The organism is Stenotrophomonas sp. 1L-E-5-B-C3 (assembly GCF_057292075.1).
Map to the genome: position 1 here is coordinate 109,853 of NZ_JBXAWS010000015.1, position 20,974 is coordinate 130,826.

Consider the following 20,974-nt stretch of genomic DNA (forward strand, 5'->3'; position numbering starts at 1 on the left):
GCACCCTCACCCTTCGCTGAACAGGTGGTTCAAGGCCGCATATCCCGGTGCGCCCTCGGGCATCGCCATCGCGCCGCCGAGAAAATCCGTGGTCGCCGCAGCCATCGCCGCCCACGCGTGCATGAACAGCGCGGGCCCTGCACTCAGCCGCCGCACGCCGGCCTGCGACAGCGCAGCAGGCGACGCAATTCCAGGCAGCCACATGAGGTTGAGGGGCAGCGGCACGGCGCTGGCAACCGCAGCAGCCTCGTCCAGCGCACGCAGCCCCGGCACAAAGCCGCCGTCGGCACCAGCACGTGCATAGGCCTGCAGCCGATCGATGCTCATCCTGACGGCCTCATCACCTTCGGCCAGGCTGCGCAGATACACATCGGTGCGTGCATTGATGAACAGCGATCGCCCGCCAAGCGCCGAGCGGATGGCAGTGATCTTGTCCACCAGCGCCGCAGGACTGCCGGCGCCGTCTTCGATGTTGATCCCGACCGCACCCGCCTCCACCAGGCGCAGCACCCGCGCAGCGACCGCATCGGGAACATCGCTGTAGCCGTCCTCGATATCGACCGTGACCGGCAACGAGATCACACGAGCGATTTCGGACACCCGCTGCAGCAGCGCGGTATCAGGCAGCGCACCGCCATCGGCATAACCGCAGGACCACGCCATCGCAGCACTCGATGTTCCCACCGCGCGGGCCCCCTGCTGCTGGACCAGGCGGGCGCCACCGGCATCCCATACGTTGGGCAGCACGTAAAAATTGGCACCTTGGTGGAGTTGTACGAAACTGGCGTGAGCGTTGGACATGGAACCTCCTGATGACGGGGACCTGCAGTCTGCGCCCGAACCGGTTTCCGGGCTCGCCATGTTCAGACATCAATGGCACGGACCTCGCGCACAATGTGCCCACAACCATGACGTTCCTTCATGACACCCCGCCCCTACTGCTGCAGCGACATGACCGCCTGCCTGTCGATCTTCGACAGCAACGTGCCCACCTACTTCGCACCGGAAGAGCGGAGCGACTTCGAACGCTTCCTGCGTGAGCAGGCAATGGGCTGTGCATTCCAGGTAATCGAACGCGATGGCAGCATCGTGGCCTGTGGCGGCCTGTCGCGCCGCGGCGATGGCAGTGCCGGTTTCTGTTGGGGCATGGTGCAGCGCGCGCTGCACCGGCATGGACTGGGCCGCGAACTGGCGCTGGCGCGCCTGCGCCAGGCCGAAGCGGATCCCTCGATCAATCGCATCACGCTCAGCACCAGCCAGCACACCCAGGGCTTCTACGCCGGCCTGGGCTTCCGGGTGACACGTGTGGTGCCCGATGGCCACGGCGCCGGGATCGACGCTGTGGAAATGGAGCGGGAGCTCTAGCGCTCCCGCCCCGGTGCCATCCACGCGGAGCGTGGATCTACCGCTGGCCCACTCCCCTCAGAAACCCACGCGCAGGTTGATCTGCCCGCCGACGTCGCGGCGACCGTCGCCGTGCTGGCCCTGCACGAACATCGACAGCTGGCTGTTGCGGCCCAGGCCGACCGCCACGCCCAGCTGGCTGACCAGCGCGTTGCGTGCCATCACCGCGCTGTACACATCGAACGCATTGCCGCCGGCCGCGAAGCGGTTGCGGCTGGCCACGTCGGTGTCGCCCGATGCATGCTGCCAGCCGAGGCCGACCGTCAGCTGCGCCGGGAAGCGCTCGCCACTGCCCACGTCCCAGCGCCCACGCACGCCCACGGTGCTGACATTGAGCGTGTCCTTGCCGCCTTCCAGCTCCAGCGCAGCACTGCCGCCCTGTTCCACCGCACGATCGCTGTCGACCCAGTGCTTGGTGAACTGCACGTACGGCTGCAGCTGGGTCCTGCCGTGGCTCCAGGTCCAGCTGCCTTCCACCTGGGCAATGGTCACATCCGAATCCTGGCGGCTGTACAGGGTCTGGCCCAGCAGCGGCACCTCACGCGTGGTGCGCGTGCGGTAGTCGCCGCGCGACACGCTGCCACCGACCGCAAAGCCGTTGTTCCACTGGCCCTGCGCATACAGGCCGAAGGTGTTGCCACGCAGGCGGGCCCGCGAGCTGCGATCGTATAGGCGCGTATCCAGCCGTTCGTTGCCGGCCGCTGCACCCAGCACCACGTGCTCCCCGAGCTGCCAGTCCACGCCGGCCATCAGCGCATTGCGGTTGGAGCGGATGTCATCGCCGTTGCCATCACCATCCTGCTTGAACACCTTGCCGCTGCCGGCCAGCCAGGCCGACGCGCGCTCGCCACGCACGGTCGGCAGCTCACTGCCCAGGCGCTGGCGGATGCCTTCTTCCAGATAGTTGTCATACAGCAGCACAGCGCGGCTGGCGGCATGCACTTCACCGGACAGCTGGTCGAATGCGCTGCGCGCGGTGGCGGCGTCATAGATCAACACCGTGTTGTACAGCCCCAGTGCCGAGCCACTCTGCGGCAGGCTGTCCAGTGCTGCGGCGGTGTTGTACTGGTTGCGCGTCTTCGCCGCCGTGGTGAAGGCTGCGGTCTGCGCCACATCGATCTGCAGATTGGCCGTGTTCGCCGTGTAGATCGGGGTGATGGTCAGGAAGGCCGACGGCGTCTTGGCCGAAGCGAACTGCCCGCTCACGCCACCACCCGCATTGACCACGGTGTACTGCTGGCCTTGTTGATAGCTGGTGCTCGGCGAGATGGTATTCACCTGCACGCTGCTGCCACCCACGTTGGCACTGCCACCCACCTGCACCGTGTCACTGCCGGTGGCACCCAGATCGATGCCCAGCGTGCTGCCCGGCGACAAGGTCAGGTTGCCACCCACCGTGATCGTGCCGGTGCCGTTGCCCGCACCGCTGCCATTGCCCGGGCCATTGCCCGGCGAGAGCACGCCGCCGCTGGATACCGTCACGCCACCGCCGGTACCCCCGATGGTGCCGGTGCCGGACAGCGTGGTGCCGCTGCCGATGGTCCACTGGCCGCCGATGTTGCCGGTGACATTCAGGCCACCGCCGGTGACCTGGCCGGTGCCGCTGAAACCACCGCTGTTGCCGCCGAGATTCAGCCCGCCCGGGCCAGCCTGCACGATGCTGCCGCCACCGCTGATGGTGCCGCCCAGCGTGGTGGTGCCACCAGTGTTGATGATCAGGCCACCATTGTTGGTGATGTTGCCGGTGACCGAACCGCTGGCCCCGCCGTTGCCGACCTGCACCGTGCCACCGGCATTGATGGTGGTGCCGCCGGTGTAGGTGTTGTTGCCGGTCAGGGTGATGGTGCCAGCGCCGGCCTGGGTCAAGCCACCGCTGCCGCTGATGGTGCCACCGACGGTGGTGTTGCCACCGACGTTGAACACCAGGCTGCCGTTGTTGCTGACGTTGCCGGCAATCGACCCGCCCGCACCGCCGTTGCCGACCTGCAGCGTGCCACCGGTGTTGATGGTGGTACCGCCGGTATAGGTGTTGTTGCCGCCCAGGATCAGCGTGCCGCTGCCGGCCTGGGTCAGGCCACCGCTGCCGCTGATGGCGCCGCCGACGGTGGTGTTGCCGCCCACGTTGAACACCAGGCTGCCGTTGTTGGTGACACTGCCGCCGATCGAACCGGTGGCGCCACCATTGCCCACCTGCAGGGTGCCACCGGTATTGATGGTGGTCGGGCCGGTGTAGGTGTTGTTGCCGGTCACGGTCAGCGTGCCACTGCCGGCCTGGGTCAGGCCACCGCTGCCGCTGATGGTGCCGCCCAGCGTGGTGTTGCCCGCGACGTTGGACACCAGCGTGCCGTTGTTGATGACGTCGCCGACGATCGAGCCGGTCGCACCACCGTTGCCCAGCTGCAGCGTGCCGCCGGTGTTGATGGTGGTGCCGCCGGTGTAGGTGTTGGTGCCGGTCAGCACCAGCGTGCCACTGCCCGCCTGGGTCAGGCCACCCGTACCACTGATGGTGCCGCCCAGCAGGGTGTTGCCCGCGACGTTGGAGATCAGCGAACCATTGTTGGTGATGTCGCCAGCGATCGAACCGGTCGCTCCACCATTGCCCACCTGCAGCGTGCCACCGGTATTGATGGTGGTGCCGCCGGTGTAGGTGTTGTTGCCGACCAGCGTCAGCACGCCGGCACCGGCCTGGGTCAGGCCACCGCTGCCACTGATCGCGCCGCCGACCGTGGTGTTGCCCGCCACGTCGAACACCAGGCTGCCGTTGTTGGCGACATTACCGGTGATCGCACCGGTCGCACCGCCATTGCCGACCTGCAGCGCGCCACCGGCATTGATGGTGGTGCCGCCGGTATAGGTGTTGTTGCCGGTCAGCACCAGCGTGCCGGCACCGGCCTGGGTCAGGCCGCCGCTGCCGCTGATGGTGCCGCCCAGCGTGGTGTTGCCCGCCACGTTGGACACCAGCGCGCCGTTGTTGGTGATGTCGCCGACGATCGCGCCGGTCGCACCGCCGTTGCCGACCTGCAGCGTGCCCCCGGCATTGATGCTGGTACCGCCGGTGTAGGTGTTGTTGCCGGTCAGCACCAGCGTGCCGCTGCCAGCCTGGGTCAGGCCACCGCTGCCACTGACCACGCCGCCCACGGTTGCGGTGCTGCCCAGGTTGTAGACCAGGCTGCCGTTGTTGGTGATGTCGCCCAGCACCGAACCGGTGCTGCCACCGTTGCCGAGCTGCAGCGTGCTGCCACCGTTGATGGTGGTGCCACCGGTATAGACGTTGTCGCCGCTCAGGGTCAGCGTGCCGGTGCCACTCTGCACCAGGCCACCGCTGCCACTCAACACGCCAGCGAAGGCGGTGCTGCCGTTGTTGCCGCCGGTGGTGAGGGTTGCGCCACCCAGCACGACGCTGGAGCCGGTCACGCCGGCCAGGCCACCGATGCTCTGATTGCCACCGGCGCTGATGTCCAGCGTGCCGGCACCGGTCAGATTGACCGTGCTCGCACCCGACAGGGTGCCACCGGCACCCACTGCCAGGACGCCACTGTTGATCGTGGTGTCACCGGCATAGCTGCTGGCACCGCCGAGAGTGACGGTCGCGGCGCCATCCTTGAGCAGACCACCCGCACCACTGATCACACCATTCAGCGCGAGCGCGTTGCTGCCCGCCAGGGTCAGCGTGCCGCTGGCCAGCTGCACGTTGTTGCCCACGGTCAACGCAGTGGTGCCATCCAGCATGGCGTTGCCGCCCACCGTCAGCGTACCGGTACCCAGCGCACCACCATTGCCCAGCGTCAGGCCACCGGCATTGAGCGCCACGCCGCCGCTGAATGTATTCGCGCCGATCAGGGTCTGCACGCCCGCCCCGTTCTTCACCAGCCCGCCGGTGCCGGTGATGTCACCGGCGAAAGTGGTGTTGCCCACGCCATTGAGGGTCAGCGTGCTGCCGCCCAGCGCAACCGTGCTGCCGGCAACACCAGCCAACGACCCGATGCTCTGCGCACCCCCGGCAGAAATGTCGAACGCCGTACCGGCATTGGCCAATGTCACCGCACCATTCGATGCCAGGCTGCCACCGGCGCCAATCGCCAGCGTGCCCGCATTGATGGTGGTGCCACCGGTGAAGGTATTGTTACCGGTCAGGGTCTGGGTGCCGGTGCCTTCCTTGATCAGCCCACCGGTACCACCCACCGAACCGCTGAACGTGCCATTGGCGGGACCGCCAATGGTCAAGGTGTTTGCCCCCAGGTTCACCGTACCGTTGCCGACCAGGGTGCCGAACTGCTGCGTGCCGCTGCCCGCCGACAGATCGAAGGTCGCGCCCGAAGCCAGATTGACGATGCCACTGGCATGCAGGCTCGCGCCGGCGCCCAATGCCAGCGTACCGGCATTGATGAAAGTGCCACCGGTATAGGTATTGGTACCGTTCAAGGTCAGCGTCGCCAAACCGTCCTTGGTCAGCGCTCCGGTGCCACTCAGGTTGCCGTTGAGGGTGAGGTTGTTGCTGCCGAGCACGGTCAGCCCGGCGTTGAGGACGAAGTTGTTGGCCAGCGTCACCGCAGTGTTCGAATCGAGCGTGCCGTTGCCACCCACCGTTACCGCCCCGGTACCCAGAGCTGCATCGTTGCCGACCACCAGGCCGCCTGCATTGAGCGTTACACCACCACTGAAGGTGCTGGCGCCGTTGAGGGTCTGCACGCCCGCACCGTTCTTGATCAGGCCACCGTTGCCGGTGATCGCGCCATTGAAGGCACTGTCAACGGTGCCGCCCAGGGTCAGCGCGCTACCACCCAGCGCCACGGTGCTGCCGGCCACACCGGCAAGCGAACCGATGCTCTGGTTGCCGGCCGAGATGTCGAGGGTACCGGTACCGGCCAGGTCCACCGCACCGGTCGAGGCCAGGCTGCCACCAGCACCGATGGCCAGCGTGCCGCTGTTGATGGTGGTGCCTCCGGTGTAGGTATTCGCACCGGTCAGGGTCACGGTGGCCGCACCGTTCTTGATCAGGCCACCGGTACCGGAAACCATGCCGCCCAGGGTGAGCGCATTGCTGCCCAGCAGGTCGAGGTTGGCGCCCGATGCCAGCGCGATGTTGTTGGCCAGGTTGGCCGCGATCGAAGCATCCAGCGTAGCGTTGGCACCCACGGTCAGCGCACCGCTGCCGAGCGCGGCGTTGTTGCCGACCACCAGGCCGCCGCCATTGAGCGCCAGGCCGCCACTGAACAGGTTGGCGCCGCCCAGCGTCAGGATGCCGGTGCCGTTCTTGACCAGGCCGCCGGTACCGGAGATCGCGCCGTCGAACACGCTGTTGCCGTTGCCGCCGAGGATCAGCGACTGCGCCCCCAGACTGACCGTGGAGCCGATCACGCCGGCCAACGAACCAATGGTCTGGCTGGCGCCGGACGTCGAGATGTCGAAGCCGGTTCCCGCTGCGGTGAGTGTCACTGCACCGGTGGCCGCCAGGCTGCCACCCGGACCGATCGCCAGTGTGCCGGCATTGATGAAGGTGCCGCCGGTGTAGGTGTTGGCACCGGTCAGCGTCTCGATGCCCGCACCGACCTTGGTCAGGCCACCCGTACCTGCGATAGAGCCACTGAAGGTGCCATTGGTCGCCCCGCCGACTTCGATCGAATTGGCGCCCAGGTTGACCGTACCGTTGCCGACCAGGGTGCCGAACACCTGCGTGCCACTGCCGGCCGACAGATCCAGCGTCGCGCCGGTGGCGAGGTTCACGGTACCGCTCGCCGCCAGGCTTGCACCGGCACCCAGCGCCAGTGTGCCGGTGTTGATGTTGGTACCACCGGTATAGGTGTTGATGCCGTTCAAGGTCAGCGTTGCGACGCCATCCTTGGTCAGGCTGCCGGTACCGGAAATCACCCCGTTGAGCGTCAGTGCATTGGTGCCCAGTACGGTCAGGCCTGCGTTGAGCGCGATGTTGTTGGTCAGTGCTGCCAGGCCGGTGGTGTCCAGCGTGGCCGCCCCGCCGACGGTGAGCGCGCCAGAGCCCAGCGCCGCGTCGTTGCCCAGCAGCAGGCCGCCGGCATTGAGCGTGACGCCGCCGCCGAAGGTGTTGGCAGCAGACAACGTCTGCACGCCCGCGCCCACTTTGACCAGACCACCACCGCCACTGATCACGCCGTCGAAGGCAGCATTGCCGGCCGTGCCGAAGGTCAACGAATTGCCACCCAGCGCCAGCGTGCTTCCGCCCGCACCGTTGAGCGCGCCGATGGTCTGGCTGCCGCTGGCACCGGAGATATCGAAGCCAGCGCCTGCGCCCAGCGTGACATCACCCGCTGCGGCAAGGCTGCCACCCACCCCCAACGCCAGCGTGCCGGCATTGATGGTGGTGCCGCCGGTGTAGGTGTTGGCGCCGGACAGCGTCAGCGTGGCCGCACCACTCTTGACCAGGCTGCCGTTGCCGCCGATCACACCTGACAGCGTCAGCGCATTGCTGCCCGGCAGGGTCAGCGCAACACCCGAGCCCAGATTGACCGCATTGCCCAGGCTGACCGCAGCACCGGCATCCAGCGTGGTGCTCGCATTCACGGCCAGCGCGCCGGTACCCAGTGCGCCATTGGCACCGACCACCAGACCGCCGCCATTCAAGGCCAGGCCACCTCCGAAGGTATTGCTGTTGTTGAGGGTCAGCAGGCCAGTACCGTTCTTGACCAGGTTGCCGGCGCCCGCCACCACACCGCTGAGCGCGACATCGCTGCTACCACCCAGGGTCAGCTGGGTGCCCGCGCCGAAGTTCACGGCATTGCCCAGATTCAACGCAACCGTGCTGTCCAGGCTGACGTTGCCACCGATCCCCAGCGCGCCCGTACCCAACGCACCCGCATTGCCCAGCACCAGGCCACCCGCATTGAGTGCCACGCCACCGCTGAACGTGTTGGCGCCGGACAGGGTCTGCACGCCGGTACCGATCTTGATCAGTCCGCCGCTGCCGTCGATGACACCGGCAAATGCGCCGTTGCTGGCCCCGCCGAAGGTGAGCGATTGCGCGCCCAGGGTCACCTGGCTGCCGGCGACGCCGTTCAACGCCCCGATGGTCTGGCCCGCCCCCGCTGCGGAGATGTCCAGTGCTGCACCAGTGCCAGCAAGATTCACCGCCCCGGCCGCGGCCAGGCTGCCACCTGCACCCAGTGCAAGCGTGCCGGCATTGACCGTGGCGCCCCCGAGGAAGGTATTCGCACCGGACAGCGTCAGCGTCGAGGCGCCGTTCTTGATCAGGCCACCGGCACCACTCACCACACCGCTCAGAGTGAGATTGCTGCTGCCCGGCAGGGTCAGCGTATTGGCGCCCAGGCTCACCGCGTTGGCCAGCGAAACCGGGGCACTCGCATCCAGAGAAACATTGCCGCCGATGTTCAGCGCCCCGGTACCGAGCGCACCGTTGGCGCCCACCGACAGGCCACCTGCATTCAATGCAAGACCACCGCTGAAGGTGTTGCTGTTGTTCAACGACAGCACACCGGTGCCGGTCTTGATCAGGCTGCCGGTACCCGACACCAGCCCGCCCAGTGCGACATTCTGGTTGCTGGTCAGGCTCAGCTGCGCACCAGCGTCCAGGTCGATGGCGTTGGCCAGGTTCAATGCCACCGAACTGTCGAGGGTGGCGTTGGCGCCCACTGCAAGCAGACCGGTTCCCAGCGCGCCGGCGTTGCCCAGCATCAGGCCACCACCGTTGAGCACCAGCCCGCCACCGAAGGTATTGGCACCGTTGAGGGTAAGCGTGGTGGCACCGTTCTTGATCAGACCACCGGCGCCGGAAACCACCCCGCCAAGCGTGACCGCCTGCGTGCCCGGCAACGACAGCGAGGCCCCCGTCCCAAGCGCCACATTGTTGGTCAGGTTCAGTGCCGTGCTGCCATCGAGCGATGCATTGCCACCCACGCTCAATGCGCCGGTGCCGAGTGCACCGCTGTTGCCCAGCAGCAGGCTGCCGGCATTGAGGTTCAGGCCGCCGCTGAACGCATTGGTGCCGTTCAAGGTCAGCAGCGAGGCGCCGTTCTTGGTCAGGCTGCCGCTGCCGGTGATGTTGCCGCCCAGGGTCAGGTTCTGGCTGCCGGGCAGGGTCAGCACCGCGCCAAGGTTGATGGCATTGCCCAGATTCAGTGCTGCGGTTGCGTCGAGCGAGCCATTGCCGCTGACCGTCAACGCGCCGGTACCGAGTGCACTGCCGTTGCCCAGCAGCAGGCCACCGGCCGCCAGGTTCAGGCCACCACTGAAGGTATTGGCGCCGCTGAGCGTCTGCGTGCCCGTTCCCTGCTTGACCAGGCCACCGGTACCGCCGATCACGCCGCCGAAGGTCTGGTTGGTGGCGTCGCCAAAGGTGAGCGTGCTGCCGCCCAGCGTCACGGTGCTGCCGGCGATGCCGGACAGCGCGCCGATGGTCTGGTTGCCGCCGAGCGAGATGTCCAGCTCCGTCCCTGCATTGACCAGATTCACTGCACCGGTGGCTGCGAGACTGCCGCCACTGGCCAGCGCGACCTTGCCTGCGTTGATCGCCAATCCACCGGTGAACGCATTGGCGCCGCCCAGCGTCAACGTAGCAGCGCCGTTCTTGACCAGGCCGCCGGTGCCGCTGATGACGCCGCCCAGGGTCAGCGCATTGCTGCCCAGCACGCTGAGCGAGCCGCCGGCCCCCAGGTTGATGCCATTGCCCACGCTCAGTGTTGTGCTGGCATCAAGCGTTGCCACACCACCAACACTCAGTGCACCGGTTCCCAGCGCACCGCCGTTGCCGAGGACCAGCCCACCAGCCGTGAGCGACAGCCCTCCACCAAACGTGTTGGCGTTGTTGAGGGTCAGGGTGGCCGCACCGTTCTTGACCAGGCTGCCGGTACCACCGACGACGCCGTTGAAGGTCAACGCCTGGTTCCCGGACAGATTGAGGATGCCGCCCGCGCCCAGATTGACCGCGTTGGCGAGAGCAAGTGCCCCGCCAGTGCCATCGAGAGACACGTTGCCGCCGACACCGAGTGCGCCGGTGCCCAGCGCGCCCGCATTGCCCAGCAGCAGGCCGCCGCCGTTGAGCGCGACGCCACCGGTGAAGGTATTGGCACCAGACAGGGTCTGGGTACCCGTACCGACCTTGACGAGCGCGCCACCGACACCGCCGATGACGCCGGAGAAGCTGGTGCTGGTGTTCAGGCCACCCAGGGTGAGGCTGCGCGCGCCGAGGTTGAGCGCACCGGATCCGGCAAGCGAACCGATGGTCTGGCTGGCTGCAACCGAGAGATCGAGGTTGGTACCTGCGCCCAGCGAGATCGCACTTGTCGGCGACAGGCTGCCACCGACGCCCAATGCCAGCGCACCACCGGTGACCGCGAAGGAGCCTGTAAGCAGGTTGGCACCATTCAAGGTGAGGGTACCAGGACCCGCCTTGATCAGGTTGCCGGCGCCCGAGATCGAACCGTTCAAAGACAACGCGTTGCTGCCCAGCAGGTTCAGCGAGCCCGCGCCATTGATCACCAGATTGTTGCCAAGGGTGAAGCCCGCCGTCGTATCCAGCGAAGCGCTGCCACCGACGGTCAGGTTGCCGCTGCCGAGTGCACCGGCATTGCCCAGCACCAGGCCACCGGCATTGAGGTTGACGCCACCTGAGAACAGGTTCGCGCCGCCCAGGGTGACAATGCCGGTGTTGTTGACCGTCAGCCCGCCAGTGCCTGAAAGCACGCCACCCAGACCAAACGCATTGGTCCCGGCCAGGGACAGATTGCCACCGAGGCTGAAAGCGTTGGCCAGATTCAGGCCCGCTGTGGAGGACGCAATGGCACCGCCGTTGGCCGTGAACAACCCTGTGCCAAAGGAGTCGGTGTCGTTGAAATTGACCAGGCCATCATTGAGCGTCGTCTGCCCGGTTCCGCCCCATGCGCCCTGCAGGTTCCAGGTGCCGCTGTTGACGGTGAGCTTCTGGAAGTTGAGGTACCGGTTCCAGCCCAGCGTGGTCACTGCACCGCCAGTGCCCGCGCCTGGGCCGGCTGCGCTGTTCTGCAGCACCAGCGTGTTGTTGGCGGCGCCGCTGCCCGTACCGGCGTCGACCGTTCCCGCAGCCGCAACCTTCACCCCGGTAACACCGGTAATCACGCCGGCAAGGGCGCTGCCGCCGCCTGCCACAACGCTGGAACCCGACACTGCGGTAAAGGTATTGCCGCCAGTTGAATCACCCAGGTGAACGCTGCCACTGACCGCCCCCGCATTGAGGAACGTATTACCGCCAGAAGCACCCAGGCCGGTGCGTCCGTCGATGGTGCCTGTGTTGGTCACGTTGGTTGCCGCGCCACCATAGGTCACCACCGTGGTCGCGTCGGAAACGCTGCCTGCGCCGATCAACGACGTACTGATCAGGCCGGCATTGTTGATTGTGGTAGTGCCGTTGACATTCTGTGCCACCAGCGCCTGCCCCCCGAAACCCAGCAGCGTTGCGATGTTGACGACACCCTTGATCTGTCCGCCGGAATTGTTGTTGACGACGATCGCGCTGTTGTTGGCAGAACCGTTGCCGATGACCAGTCCGGGCGACGCGAGGATGAGCGAGCTCGGATCGATCGTGCCACTGTTGTTGACCGTCACGTTGTCGCCGCTCAACGTCGCCGCATTGCCACCACCGATAACCGGAGGCGTTCGCAGCGTGGCCCCTGCCAGCACGTTCACCGTGATGCCGGAATTAGCGTTGATGTAGTTGCTGACCGAGCCAGGGTCGCAGGTGACTGTTGAGCCCACCGTATTGCACGCCGCGAACGCCGAACCACTGGCCAGCGTGGCCGCCAGCGCGACCGCCAGCTGGTGCGCCCTCAATCGCGGCACCCGCCCTGCGCAGACCGCGCTTCCGCCGGGATTCTGGGCGACCTCCGAAGCAACCTGCATTACGCCGAGGGCACGATTGAAAACCAGACGGTAAATGCGGTTCATCGGTAAATCTCCATGAAAAGACCAGATGGCACTGCAGGCAGGTTTTTTGAAGACAATGCGGCCCACCCCGGCTCCCGACACGGGAACAAGGCCTGGCTTCATTAACTTCTGAAAATCTTCACATCTTCACGCGACCGCACCTGAAACAGGCAGGCCAACGTGTCCGCCAAGGCGAAAACTCCCCGATTTCGCATGACGAATGGCGGCACTGTGCGGCCGATGGCGCCAGCGGCATGTGAATCACACGCATTATTTTCATGACGCACGTCAAATAAAATGCGTGAAGAAAATCATCTTGCCGAAAATGCATATACCTGCTGCAGGCGGAGATTCCCTTCTCCGCCCAACCAAATGCACTCAGCTGCTCGAGAGTTTCATCAGCACCAGGCCGGAGACGATCAACAGTGCCGCGCCGATCCGCATCGGGCTGACCTGCTCGCCGAGGAAGACGATACCGACCACGAAGGCGCCGACCGCACCAATACCTGTCCAGATCGTGTAGGCGGTACCCAACGGCAGGCTGCGCATCGCCACCGCCAGCAGCCAGAAGCTGGCGATCATGCCGATGATGGTGACCACGGTGGGCGTGAGTTTGGTGAAGCCTTCGGACTGCTTCATGGACACGGCCCAGACGATTTCCAGCAGGCCGGCAAACAACAGATAGATCCAGGCCATGACAGCCCTCCTCTTGGTAGGGCCAGGCCGTCCTGGTCATTGATTCCCGATGTGGGGGAGGTCGTTCCTCCTGGCCGGCATTCTAGCAACGACGGTTGGCCCGGGCCGGCGCCGGCGGGCACGGGTTACAGCCGATTCAGCGCGTGAAGCTGGCGCCAGCGCACATGCCTGGGCTAGAATATGCGTCTGCCATCGGCCAGCCGATGTGCAGTCCGGCTGTGGTCTCCGGCGCGACGCGCGCTGCTTCCCCTGATCCGCGAACTGGCCGCCCCTTGGGCGGCCAACGTCTCTATGGTGGCCCCGTCGGCCCCTCGCGACGCTAGGTCGAAAATCCCGCCAGGGCCGGAAGGCAGCAACGGTATCGATCGACGCGGGCGCCGAGGTCAGCCGGCGGGGCCACCGCCTTTTCGGGCGCTGCCCCACTTCTGGTAGCTGCCAATCTTGGTTGGCGCTTTTCGCCGGGCATGGCCCGGCGCTACCGATGCCCTCAACCCTGCGCGGCGCTACCGCGCCTCAGGCGTGCCCTGGTGGAACACCACCCGCCATTCCTGCGCATGCCGTCGCCACAGCGAACTGCGCAACACCCAGCCCTGGGCCTGGCCATCAACGTGGTAGCGGCTGCGGTAGCGCACCTGTGCCAGGCCATCGGACAGCAGCCACACGGCATAGTCGCCCGATTCAATTTCAACCTCCGCCCGCTCCTGCGGAATCTCCTGCAGCGCAGCGGCACGCCCATAGCAGCGGCCGGAACTGCCGATCTCGCTGAAATCCTCGTCCAGAAGTGCCGCCAGACGCTCGCGGTCACCGCGCACCTGCGGCTCGTGCAGCGCACGCTCCAGCGCTTCCAGTTCGGCGGCCAGCGCCGCATCGGCGGGCCGGCCGGCGCCGCTCACGGTGGGTCCTGGGCCAGGACGTGCGGTGCGGTCGGATTGGCCAGCGGCACGCACTGCCCTGGCTGGGCCACGCGGTGTCCACGCGCGGCCAGCGCCTGGCCGTCGGCCTCGCTGGCGTAGTGATAGAGCATCATCCGCGCCTGCAGCTCAGCGCTGTACTCGCGCTCCAGGTCTTCCACGCCGGTATGCGACGGGTTGCCGTGCAGGCCGCAGTCATGCGCGATCAGCTCGTTGTCACCGGCATAGCGCGCCAGCATCTCCGGAATCGGCCGGGTATCGCCGCTCCAGGCCAGCGCACCCTGCAGGCGCAGGCCATAGGCGGTCTCCGGCCAGTGGTGGCGTACCGGGAACACTTCCAGGCGCACGCCCTCGTGCCAGAACGCCTCGCCCACCACGATCAGCTGGAACGCGTCCCAGAAGTTGGCACCGCCCTCGGCCAGCACGTTCGGGTAATCGCCGATGCGCTTGTGCAGCAGAGGCACCACCGGCGCCGGCACGTACAGGCGCACCTTGCCGCGTCGCTGCCCGCTGAAGAAGGTGTCGACGAACAGCCGTTCGAAGCCGGCCACGTGATCCAGGTGCACATGGGTGACGAACAGCGCCTGCGGCATGTGCCCGTAGTGCGCCTTGAACGCGGTCAATCCCTCGCCACCGCAATCGATGGTCAGCCACGGCCGGCCATCGCGCTCGATCACCGACATCGGCGACCCCAGCTCAACCGCCGACGCATTGCCGACGCCAAGGAAACGCAACGACCAGTCCATCAGGTGCCCCGGTTCCAGGCCATGTCATAGGCGCGGCGCAGCCGCACGTAGTCCTTCTGCACGTCTTCCACGCTGCGCTCGCCGCGCAGCTTGATCAGCGAGCGCAGCAGGCGCTTCAGGTTACGCTCGCGCCAGGCGGTGGCCGGAATGCGGATCACCCCACGGTCGAAGTCGATCAACCAGCCATGGCCATTGCCATCGAACAGGATGTTGTGCGCGTTGAGGTCGGCATGATCCAGCCCGGCCCGGTGGAAGCGGGCGATCAACCGCCCCGTCTCTTCCCACGGCGCACCACGGCCGGCGACCAGCGCGCGGTCGGCCAGCGAACGCACGCCCTCGATCCGCTCCATCAGGATCGCCGCCCGGTAGCGCAGGCCCTCGCGCATGTAGAACGCCGCCAGGGGCCGGGGTACCGGCAGCTTCTTCTCGCGCAGCGCGCGCATCAGCCGGAATTCGGCGAAGCTGCGGGTCCGGTCTGCGCCGCGCCAGAGGTACTGGTCATGGCTGATTTTCGCCGCCAGGCCGCCGCGCAGGTAGTGGCGCAGGACGCTGGCACCGAACGGCGCATCGATGAACCAGGCGCTGCCACGGCCACCCTCGCCCACCGGCCGGGCCTTGCTGCCCCAGTGCTGGGGCGAGAACAGGTCGGCCTCGGCTTGCCGCAGCCGCTCGCGGTCGAACAGAATGGCCCCGATGCCGCGACCCTCGCGGCATGGCGTCAGCGCTTCATTGGCGTCGAATGCGACCATTTCTTTGAGTCTAACAACACATGGCATCAGCGTCCTCCTCATTGTGCCTCCTGCGCCTGTCCGCACTCGGCGATGTCACCCACGTGGTGCCCTTGGTGCGCACGCTGCAGGCGGCGCGACCGGACACGCCGATCCACTGGATCATCGACAAGGCCGGCCACAAGCTGCTGGACGGCCTGCCCGGCGTGACCTTCCATGCCTACGACAAGAAGAGCGGCATGGCCGGGGTCAAGGAACTGCGCAAGCAGCTGCCACCGGGGCGTTTCGAGGCCCTGCTGCAGATGCAGGTCGCGTTCCGCGCCAACCTGCTGTCGGCGTTCATTCCGGCCGAACGCCGCATCGGCTATGACCGCAGCCGCTCCAAGGACCTGCATGGTCTCTTCATCAACGAACGCATTCCCGACCGCCCCGGCATCCACGTGCTCGACGCCATCGGCAGCTTCTGCGAGCCGATGGGCCTGCGCCAGACCGAGGTCAGCTGGGACCTGGCCGTGCCGCCGGCGGCCCGTGAGTGGGCCGCCGCGCAGTGGCAGGACGATGGCCGTCCGGTGCTGATGATCTCGCCGTGCTCCAGCCACGTGCGCCGCAACTGGTACGCCGACCGCTATGCCGCCGTCGCCAACCACGCCGCACAGCGCGGCTGGCAGGTGGTGCTGTGTGGTGGCCGCAGCGAACTGGAGCGCAGCATGGCCGACGCGATCCTGGCGCAGCTGGAAACCCCGGCGCTGGACCTGGTCGGCAAGGACACGCTCAAGCAGCTGCCTGCCCTGCTTGCCCGCGCCAACCTGGTGATGACCCCGGATTCGGGCCCGATGCACATCGCCAACGCGATGGGCGCCAAGGTACTGGGCCTGCATGCGGCCAGCAACCCGAACCGCAGCGGCCCGTATTCCGACCGCCGCTACTGCGTGGACCGCTACGACGATGCCGCGCGCAAGTACCTAGCCAAGCAGGCCTCGGATCTGAAGTGGGGCACCAAGATCGAGTTCGACGATGTGATGGAACTGATCACCGTGGAAGACGGTATCGCTGCGTTCGAGCGCTACGTCGCCGACCACCTGGGGTGAGCGGCAGGCTGCCCCGGATTACGCGCGCTGCGCGTAATCCTGGTACGACTTCTCTTCCACGTACGCCGAACCCAGCGCCAGGTTGATCGCCTTCTTGATGCGCGCGCGCTCGTCGTTGCGAAGGTAGACGCTGCGCGCCAGATCAATGAAGCCCTGGTCGAACGCCTGCGCCTTCTCCTTCAGGCGGATGTCGTCCTCGATGTCCCACAGCTGCTCGTTGACCGTCTTCAGCTCGGCCCGCAGCCGGGCGATGTCCTTCACCGCCGCCGGGTGCGCCATCCAGGTCTGCTCCAGCGCCGACAGCTCCTTGCGCACGTTGGCCAGCTTGCCTTCGTCGCTGATGCGCTCGGACTTGATCTGCAGGATCGATATCTTGTCCAGCAACTCGCCGAAAGAAACAGGAACAAGGATTTCAGCGGTCATGGGGGCACGCTCCAACAGGTGATGCGCACATGGTAACCCGCGCGGCGCGGACGCTTCGCCTCTTCGTTGCATGGGTCCTCCAGGCAGGACTGGGGGAGAACGCCCTGTCCATCCGTTAGTGATCGGGAGAGACGGCCTGCGTGCCGGACTCTCCCGGCCCGACCCTGACGGACTGGAGCGCGGCACACCCTGCGCTCACGCCGTAACGCGTTGATATCACGCGATATCAGCACGTTCATGCAGCGGGGTAGCGGCGGGACCGCACTTCACCCCTCTGCCGTGGAACTTCGCATGCACCCATTTCCCGCCCTGCCCGCCCACCGCAAAGCCATCCTCGGCAGCGCCCTTCTTGCAGCGCTCCTCGGCATGGCGGCCGCGCCCGCAGCCCGTGCCAGTGCCTTCCATGTGAATGGAGACACGCTTTACTACACCGGCAATGTGCTGGCGACCGACCCCGGTACGCTGGAGGCCTATGTCCTTGCCGCCAAGGCACGCGGCACGCCACTGCGCCAGGTGGTGTTCCGCAACTCACCCGGTGGCGCCGCCTCCGGTGGCGTGGGAATGGGCGCCATCATCCGCCAGCACGGGCTGGATACCGTGTTGGACGGCGGTTGCTACTCGGCATGCGCGGATGCTTTCGTCGCAGGCGTGAACCGGAAGGTGACGCAGTTCGGCCTGCTGCCAGCACATGGCAACTACACCCAGACCGTGCTGGGGATCCATGGTGAATCCGGCCCCAATGGACCCACGCCCTATCCGGGGCAGGACAAGTACATCAAGTATTACCGGGACATGTTCGGCCCCACCGATTTCGCAGTCATCGAAGCACGCATCATCCAGGCCCACTACGAACTGACCCAGCAATCGGGCTTCCTGCGCTATTTCGACCCCACCACCGTGGCCGTGGCCACGCGCTTCTGCCCGACCCGTGACCAGAGCGCTGCAGGCAACTGCACTGAATATCCAGGTGTCACGATGTACAGCGATCGCGTGGTGACCGAGGCCGGCTACGTGATGCCGGGCGATGTCCTCTCCGTCGAGAAGGAGGTGAGTGGGGATCTCAATCCGCATCTGGCGGTTCGCGGTCGCTACACCAACGCGGTCGCCAACCTGCGCTACTTCCAGCAGTCGGCGTCGGACATCCGGCTGGACGATGCCTTCGGGGTCATCCGCATCGGCAAGGGCGGCGTCTGGTCATTGGATACTCCTTCCGCTGCCCAGTACGTGGTCGTGGACGGTGGCACCCTGCGGCTGCAGCAGAATGGCTGGATACATCACGCCGAAGCCATCGGTGCCCGTAATGGTGGCCGGATCGAACTACAGGGCGGCGCGCTGCGCAACCTGACCCTGGTCGAACGTGGCGGTGTACTTGCCGGCCACGGCTCGTTGAATGCCACGATCGACATCAACGAAGGCGGCACGCTGGCACCGTCCGGCATCGTCATGCGCCCCTACTCGCTGGAAGCGCTGGCACCAGGCGGCGACGACGTTTTCACCAGCGAACGCTTCCGGATCGGAAAGGGCCGCTACATCAACCTCAATGACGGGGCGAACCTGGCCTTCCAGGTCGACAGCCAGCGCACCGCACCGTCACTGACGCTGGAAGAGGCCCGTTACTTCCTGGTCGAGGAGGACAGGCGATCGAGCGACTACAACCTGATCGGAAACATCAACCGCGCAGTACTGGGCATTGCGCCCACTGCCAGGCTGACGCTGGACGTGAAGCAGGCATTCTTCCCTGCAGGGCAGGAGAACCATCTGGTGGGAACCCAGGTGGATTCCGCCGCCCTGCAATTGCCTGTCGCCCCCTGCAGCCCATCCAATGGCGAGTACGCAGGCCTGTGGTGCCGAACGGCTACGCCCGCCACCCTGACCCGCCCGGCTCCGGTATCGGACTTCATCGAAGGACGCTTCCAGTACGTTGAACGCAGTGGCGAAGCGGGGAGCGCGGTTGATCTCACGGCGCCGGGCGCCGTGTTCCGTCCCCGCCACAACTCGCTGCTCAGCTTCACTGTCAACCAGACCGGCAGCGGCCTGTGGCTGACGGCCAATCCTTCCTTCGATGACACCGGCCTGTTCGCCAATGCTCGATCCGGTGATGGGTTGGGCGTTGCTCTGCAACAGGCAGCGGCACAGCGCACGGCATCGATGAGTAGCCTGCTGGGCGCTCTGCAGTTCGCCGACCGCGACGTCATCGCGCGCCAGGCGGGGGCGCTGCGCGGCGATGCGCATGCCAGCCTGCGCCTGGCCGACAACGCACTGGTCGGCAGCATCGGCAACGTGGTGCAGCAGCATCAGGCCGCATCGCGCAGCGGTGGCGATGCCGATGGCCTGGCGGCACAGGCTGCACAGGCGGCGTCGGTGCAATCGGCGATGACCGGCAATTGGCTGTTCAACCAACTGGCGATGCATCTGGTCGCACCATCGGATGCAGGCAACGATACGGACGATACGGGCCGCAACCGTGGTCTCTGGGCGCGGGGTTTCGCCAGCCATGGCCGTATCGAGGGTGACGGCGGTGTCGCCGGCCTGAGCCACACCATCGGTGGCATTGCGCTCGGTGCCGATACCCGCCTCGCAGACGACCGCGTAACACTGGGCGTAAGCCTTGCCGCGGCCGACATGTCGACAAAATCCAGCGGTGGCGCAGGCTTCACTGGCGATGTCCGTGCACTGGATATTGGCGGCTACGTGGATGCGCTCTACTCGCGCGGCTACCTGTCCGCTGCCGTCCGCTACACCGATCTTCGCCACGACACCCGCCGCAGCATCGATGGCATCGACGGCCTGCAGGCTCCCCTGCGCGCGAAATACAACAACGATGCGATCACCGCACGCGTGGAGCACGCGTTCTCCTTCACCACGGGCAAGGGTCTGGTGATCCAGCCGCTGCTGCCAGTGATCGACTACACCCGCACCTCAGCCACGCGCTTCAACGAGGGCCAGGACGCGGCCGCACTGGTCGGCCGCAGTGGCAGCCTGGAGAGCATCCGCGTAGGTGCCGGCCTGCAGTTGTTCAAGACGTTCGAAGGCAACAGCGGCGAGCGCATCACCCCGCGTGCCCGCGTGGTCTGGCAGAAGGAACTGGGCGATACCCAGGCCCGCTACAGCACCTCCTTTGCTGCCGCCCCGGACCTGTTGTTCGGCAGCAGCAGCCAGGTGGTGGGCGAACAGGTGCTGGCCTGGAACCTGGGCGTGACCAGTCGTGCCAGCGAGCGGCTGTCGATCATGGTCGACTACGTGGGCGAGCGTCGTGACGGGCAGTCCCAGAACGGCGTACAGCTGGGGCTGGGCTACAGGTTCTGAGCAGAAGTCATCAATGCCCCATCCACCACGCACGGAACCATCTGGAGCAACAAGCCCCTCTGTTGAGGGGCTGCCCCGACAGGGGCGGGGAGAGGCCGGCAAAGGGAGAGGCCCAAAGGTTGCGCAGCAACGTGTGGGGCGGCGCGCAGAGCACGTCGCGTCCCGCACCAGATATAGAAAAAGGGCTGCCGAAAGGCAGCCCTCTTCTGTTCCTGCAGAGACAAGGAAGTCATCAATGCCCCATCGACCACGCACGGAACCATCTGGAGCAACAAGCCTCTCTGTTGAGGGGCTGCCCCGACAGGGCGGGGAGAGGCAGGCAAAGGGAGGGGCCCGCAGGTTGCGCAGCAACATGTGGGGCGACGCGCAGAGCGCGTTGCGTCCCGCGCCAGATATAGAAAAAGGGCTGCCTTTCGGCAGCCCTCTTCTGTTCCTGCAGAGACAAGGAAGTCATCAATGCCCCATCCGCCACGCACGGAACCATCTGGAGCAACAAGCCCCTCTGTTGAGGGGCTGCCCCGACAGGGGCGGGGAGAGGCCGGCAAAGGGAGGGGCCCACAGGTTGCGCAGCAACGTGTGGGGCGGCGCGCAAAGCGCGGCGCGTCCCGCGCCAGATATAGAAAAAGGGCTGCCTTTCGGCAGCCCTCTTCTGTTCCTGCAGAGACAAGGAAGTCATCAATGCCCCATCGACCACGCACGGAACCATCTGGAGCAACAAGCCCCTCTGTTGAGGGGCTGCCCCGACAGGGGCGGGGAGAGGCCGGCAAAGGGAGGGGCCCACAGGT

The 20,974-nt window shown here is 66.4% G+C and carries 10 protein-coding genes and 1 other RNA gene; 4 read left to right on the forward strand and 7 right to left on the reverse strand.

Annotation, left to right across the window (positions count from 1 at the left end; translation table 11 throughout):
- Positions 1-6: 6 nt before the first annotated feature.
- Positions 7-801 carry an isocitrate lyase/PEP mutase family protein gene (locus AC0Z6F_RS17685; RefSeq protein WP_012510208.1) on the reverse strand — a complete coding sequence of 265 codons (795 nt, stop codon included), beginning with the start codon at positions 799-801 and terminating at the stop codon, positions 7-9.
- A gap of 120 nt (positions 802-921) precedes the next feature.
- On the opposite strand from AC0Z6F_RS17685, the gene AC0Z6F_RS17690 reads away from it, so the two are divergent.
- A complete protein-coding gene (locus tag AC0Z6F_RS17690) occupies positions 922-1,365 on the forward strand; it encodes a GNAT family N-acetyltransferase (protein WP_012510207.1) in 444 nt (147 codons plus the stop codon).
- Between the two features lie 57 nt (positions 1,366-1,422).
- On the opposite strand, the gene AC0Z6F_RS17695 is transcribed toward AC0Z6F_RS17690, so the two are convergent.
- Both AC0Z6F_RS17695 and AC0Z6F_RS17700 read right to left on the reverse strand, forming a co-directional pair.
- Positions 1,423-12,312 carry an autotransporter-associated beta strand repeat-containing protein gene (locus AC0Z6F_RS17695; protein ID WP_485618000.1) on the reverse strand — a complete coding sequence of 3,630 codons (10,890 nt, stop codon included), beginning with the start codon at positions 12,310-12,312 and terminating at the stop codon, positions 1,423-1,425.
- Positions 12,313-12,669: 357 nt separating this feature from the next.
- Entirely contained in the window at positions 12,670-12,987 is a 318-nt protein-coding gene (locus AC0Z6F_RS17700) for a DMT family transporter (protein ID WP_004146694.1), read from the reverse strand.
- 300 nt (positions 12,988-13,287) lie between these two features.
- Here AC0Z6F_RS17700 and ffs point away from each other — a divergent pair.
- Positions 13,288-13,384, forward strand: an RNA gene (ffs, locus tag AC0Z6F_RS17705) — signal recognition particle sRNA small type.
- A 106-nt stretch (positions 13,385-13,490) separates the two neighbouring features.
- Here the strand turns inward: ffs and AC0Z6F_RS17710 are convergent.
- Genes AC0Z6F_RS17710 through AC0Z6F_RS17720 form a run of 3 tightly spaced genes read right to left on the reverse strand, consistent with a single transcriptional unit; the run spans position 13,491 to position 15,393 of the window.
- Positions 13,491-13,880 carry a nuclear transport factor 2 family protein gene (locus AC0Z6F_RS17710; protein WP_485618002.1) on the reverse strand — a complete coding sequence of 130 codons (390 nt, stop codon included), beginning with the start codon at positions 13,878-13,880 and terminating at the stop codon, positions 13,491-13,493.
- Positions 13,877-14,644: an MBL fold metallo-hydrolase gene (locus AC0Z6F_RS17715; RefSeq protein ID WP_012510204.1), complete on the reverse strand. Its 768-nt coding sequence runs from the start codon at positions 14,642-14,644 to the stop codon at positions 13,877-13,879. The genes AC0Z6F_RS17710 and AC0Z6F_RS17715 overlap by 4 nt, the downstream gene beginning before the upstream one ends.
- Entirely contained in the window at positions 14,644-15,393 is a 750-nt protein-coding gene (locus AC0Z6F_RS17720) for a 3-deoxy-D-manno-octulosonic acid kinase (protein ID WP_012510203.1), read from the reverse strand. The genes AC0Z6F_RS17715 and AC0Z6F_RS17720 overlap by 1 nt, the downstream gene beginning before the upstream one ends.
- A 20-nt stretch (positions 15,394-15,413) precedes the next feature.
- Between AC0Z6F_RS17720 and AC0Z6F_RS17725 the strand changes: the two genes are divergently transcribed.
- Entirely contained in the window at positions 15,414-16,460 is a 1,047-nt protein-coding gene (locus AC0Z6F_RS17725; RefSeq protein ID WP_012510202.1) for a glycosyltransferase family 9 protein, read from the forward strand.
- Positions 16,461-16,478: 18 nt separating this feature from the next.
- On the opposite strand, the gene AC0Z6F_RS17730 is transcribed toward AC0Z6F_RS17725, so the two are convergent.
- The gene (locus AC0Z6F_RS17730) at positions 16,479-16,883 is read right to left on the reverse strand and encodes a DUF6165 family protein (RefSeq protein WP_012510201.1); all 405 of its coding nucleotides are present in this window, start codon (positions 16,881-16,883) and stop codon (positions 16,479-16,481) included.
- A 291-nt stretch (positions 16,884-17,174) separates the two neighbouring features.
- Between AC0Z6F_RS17730 and AC0Z6F_RS17735 the strand changes: the two genes are divergently transcribed.
- Positions 17,175-20,189, forward strand: a complete 3,015-nt coding sequence (locus AC0Z6F_RS17735) for an autotransporter outer membrane beta-barrel domain-containing protein (protein WP_485618005.1) — start codon at positions 17,175-17,177, stop codon at positions 20,187-20,189.
- The last annotated feature ends 785 nt before the right edge of the window (positions 20,190-20,974 follow it).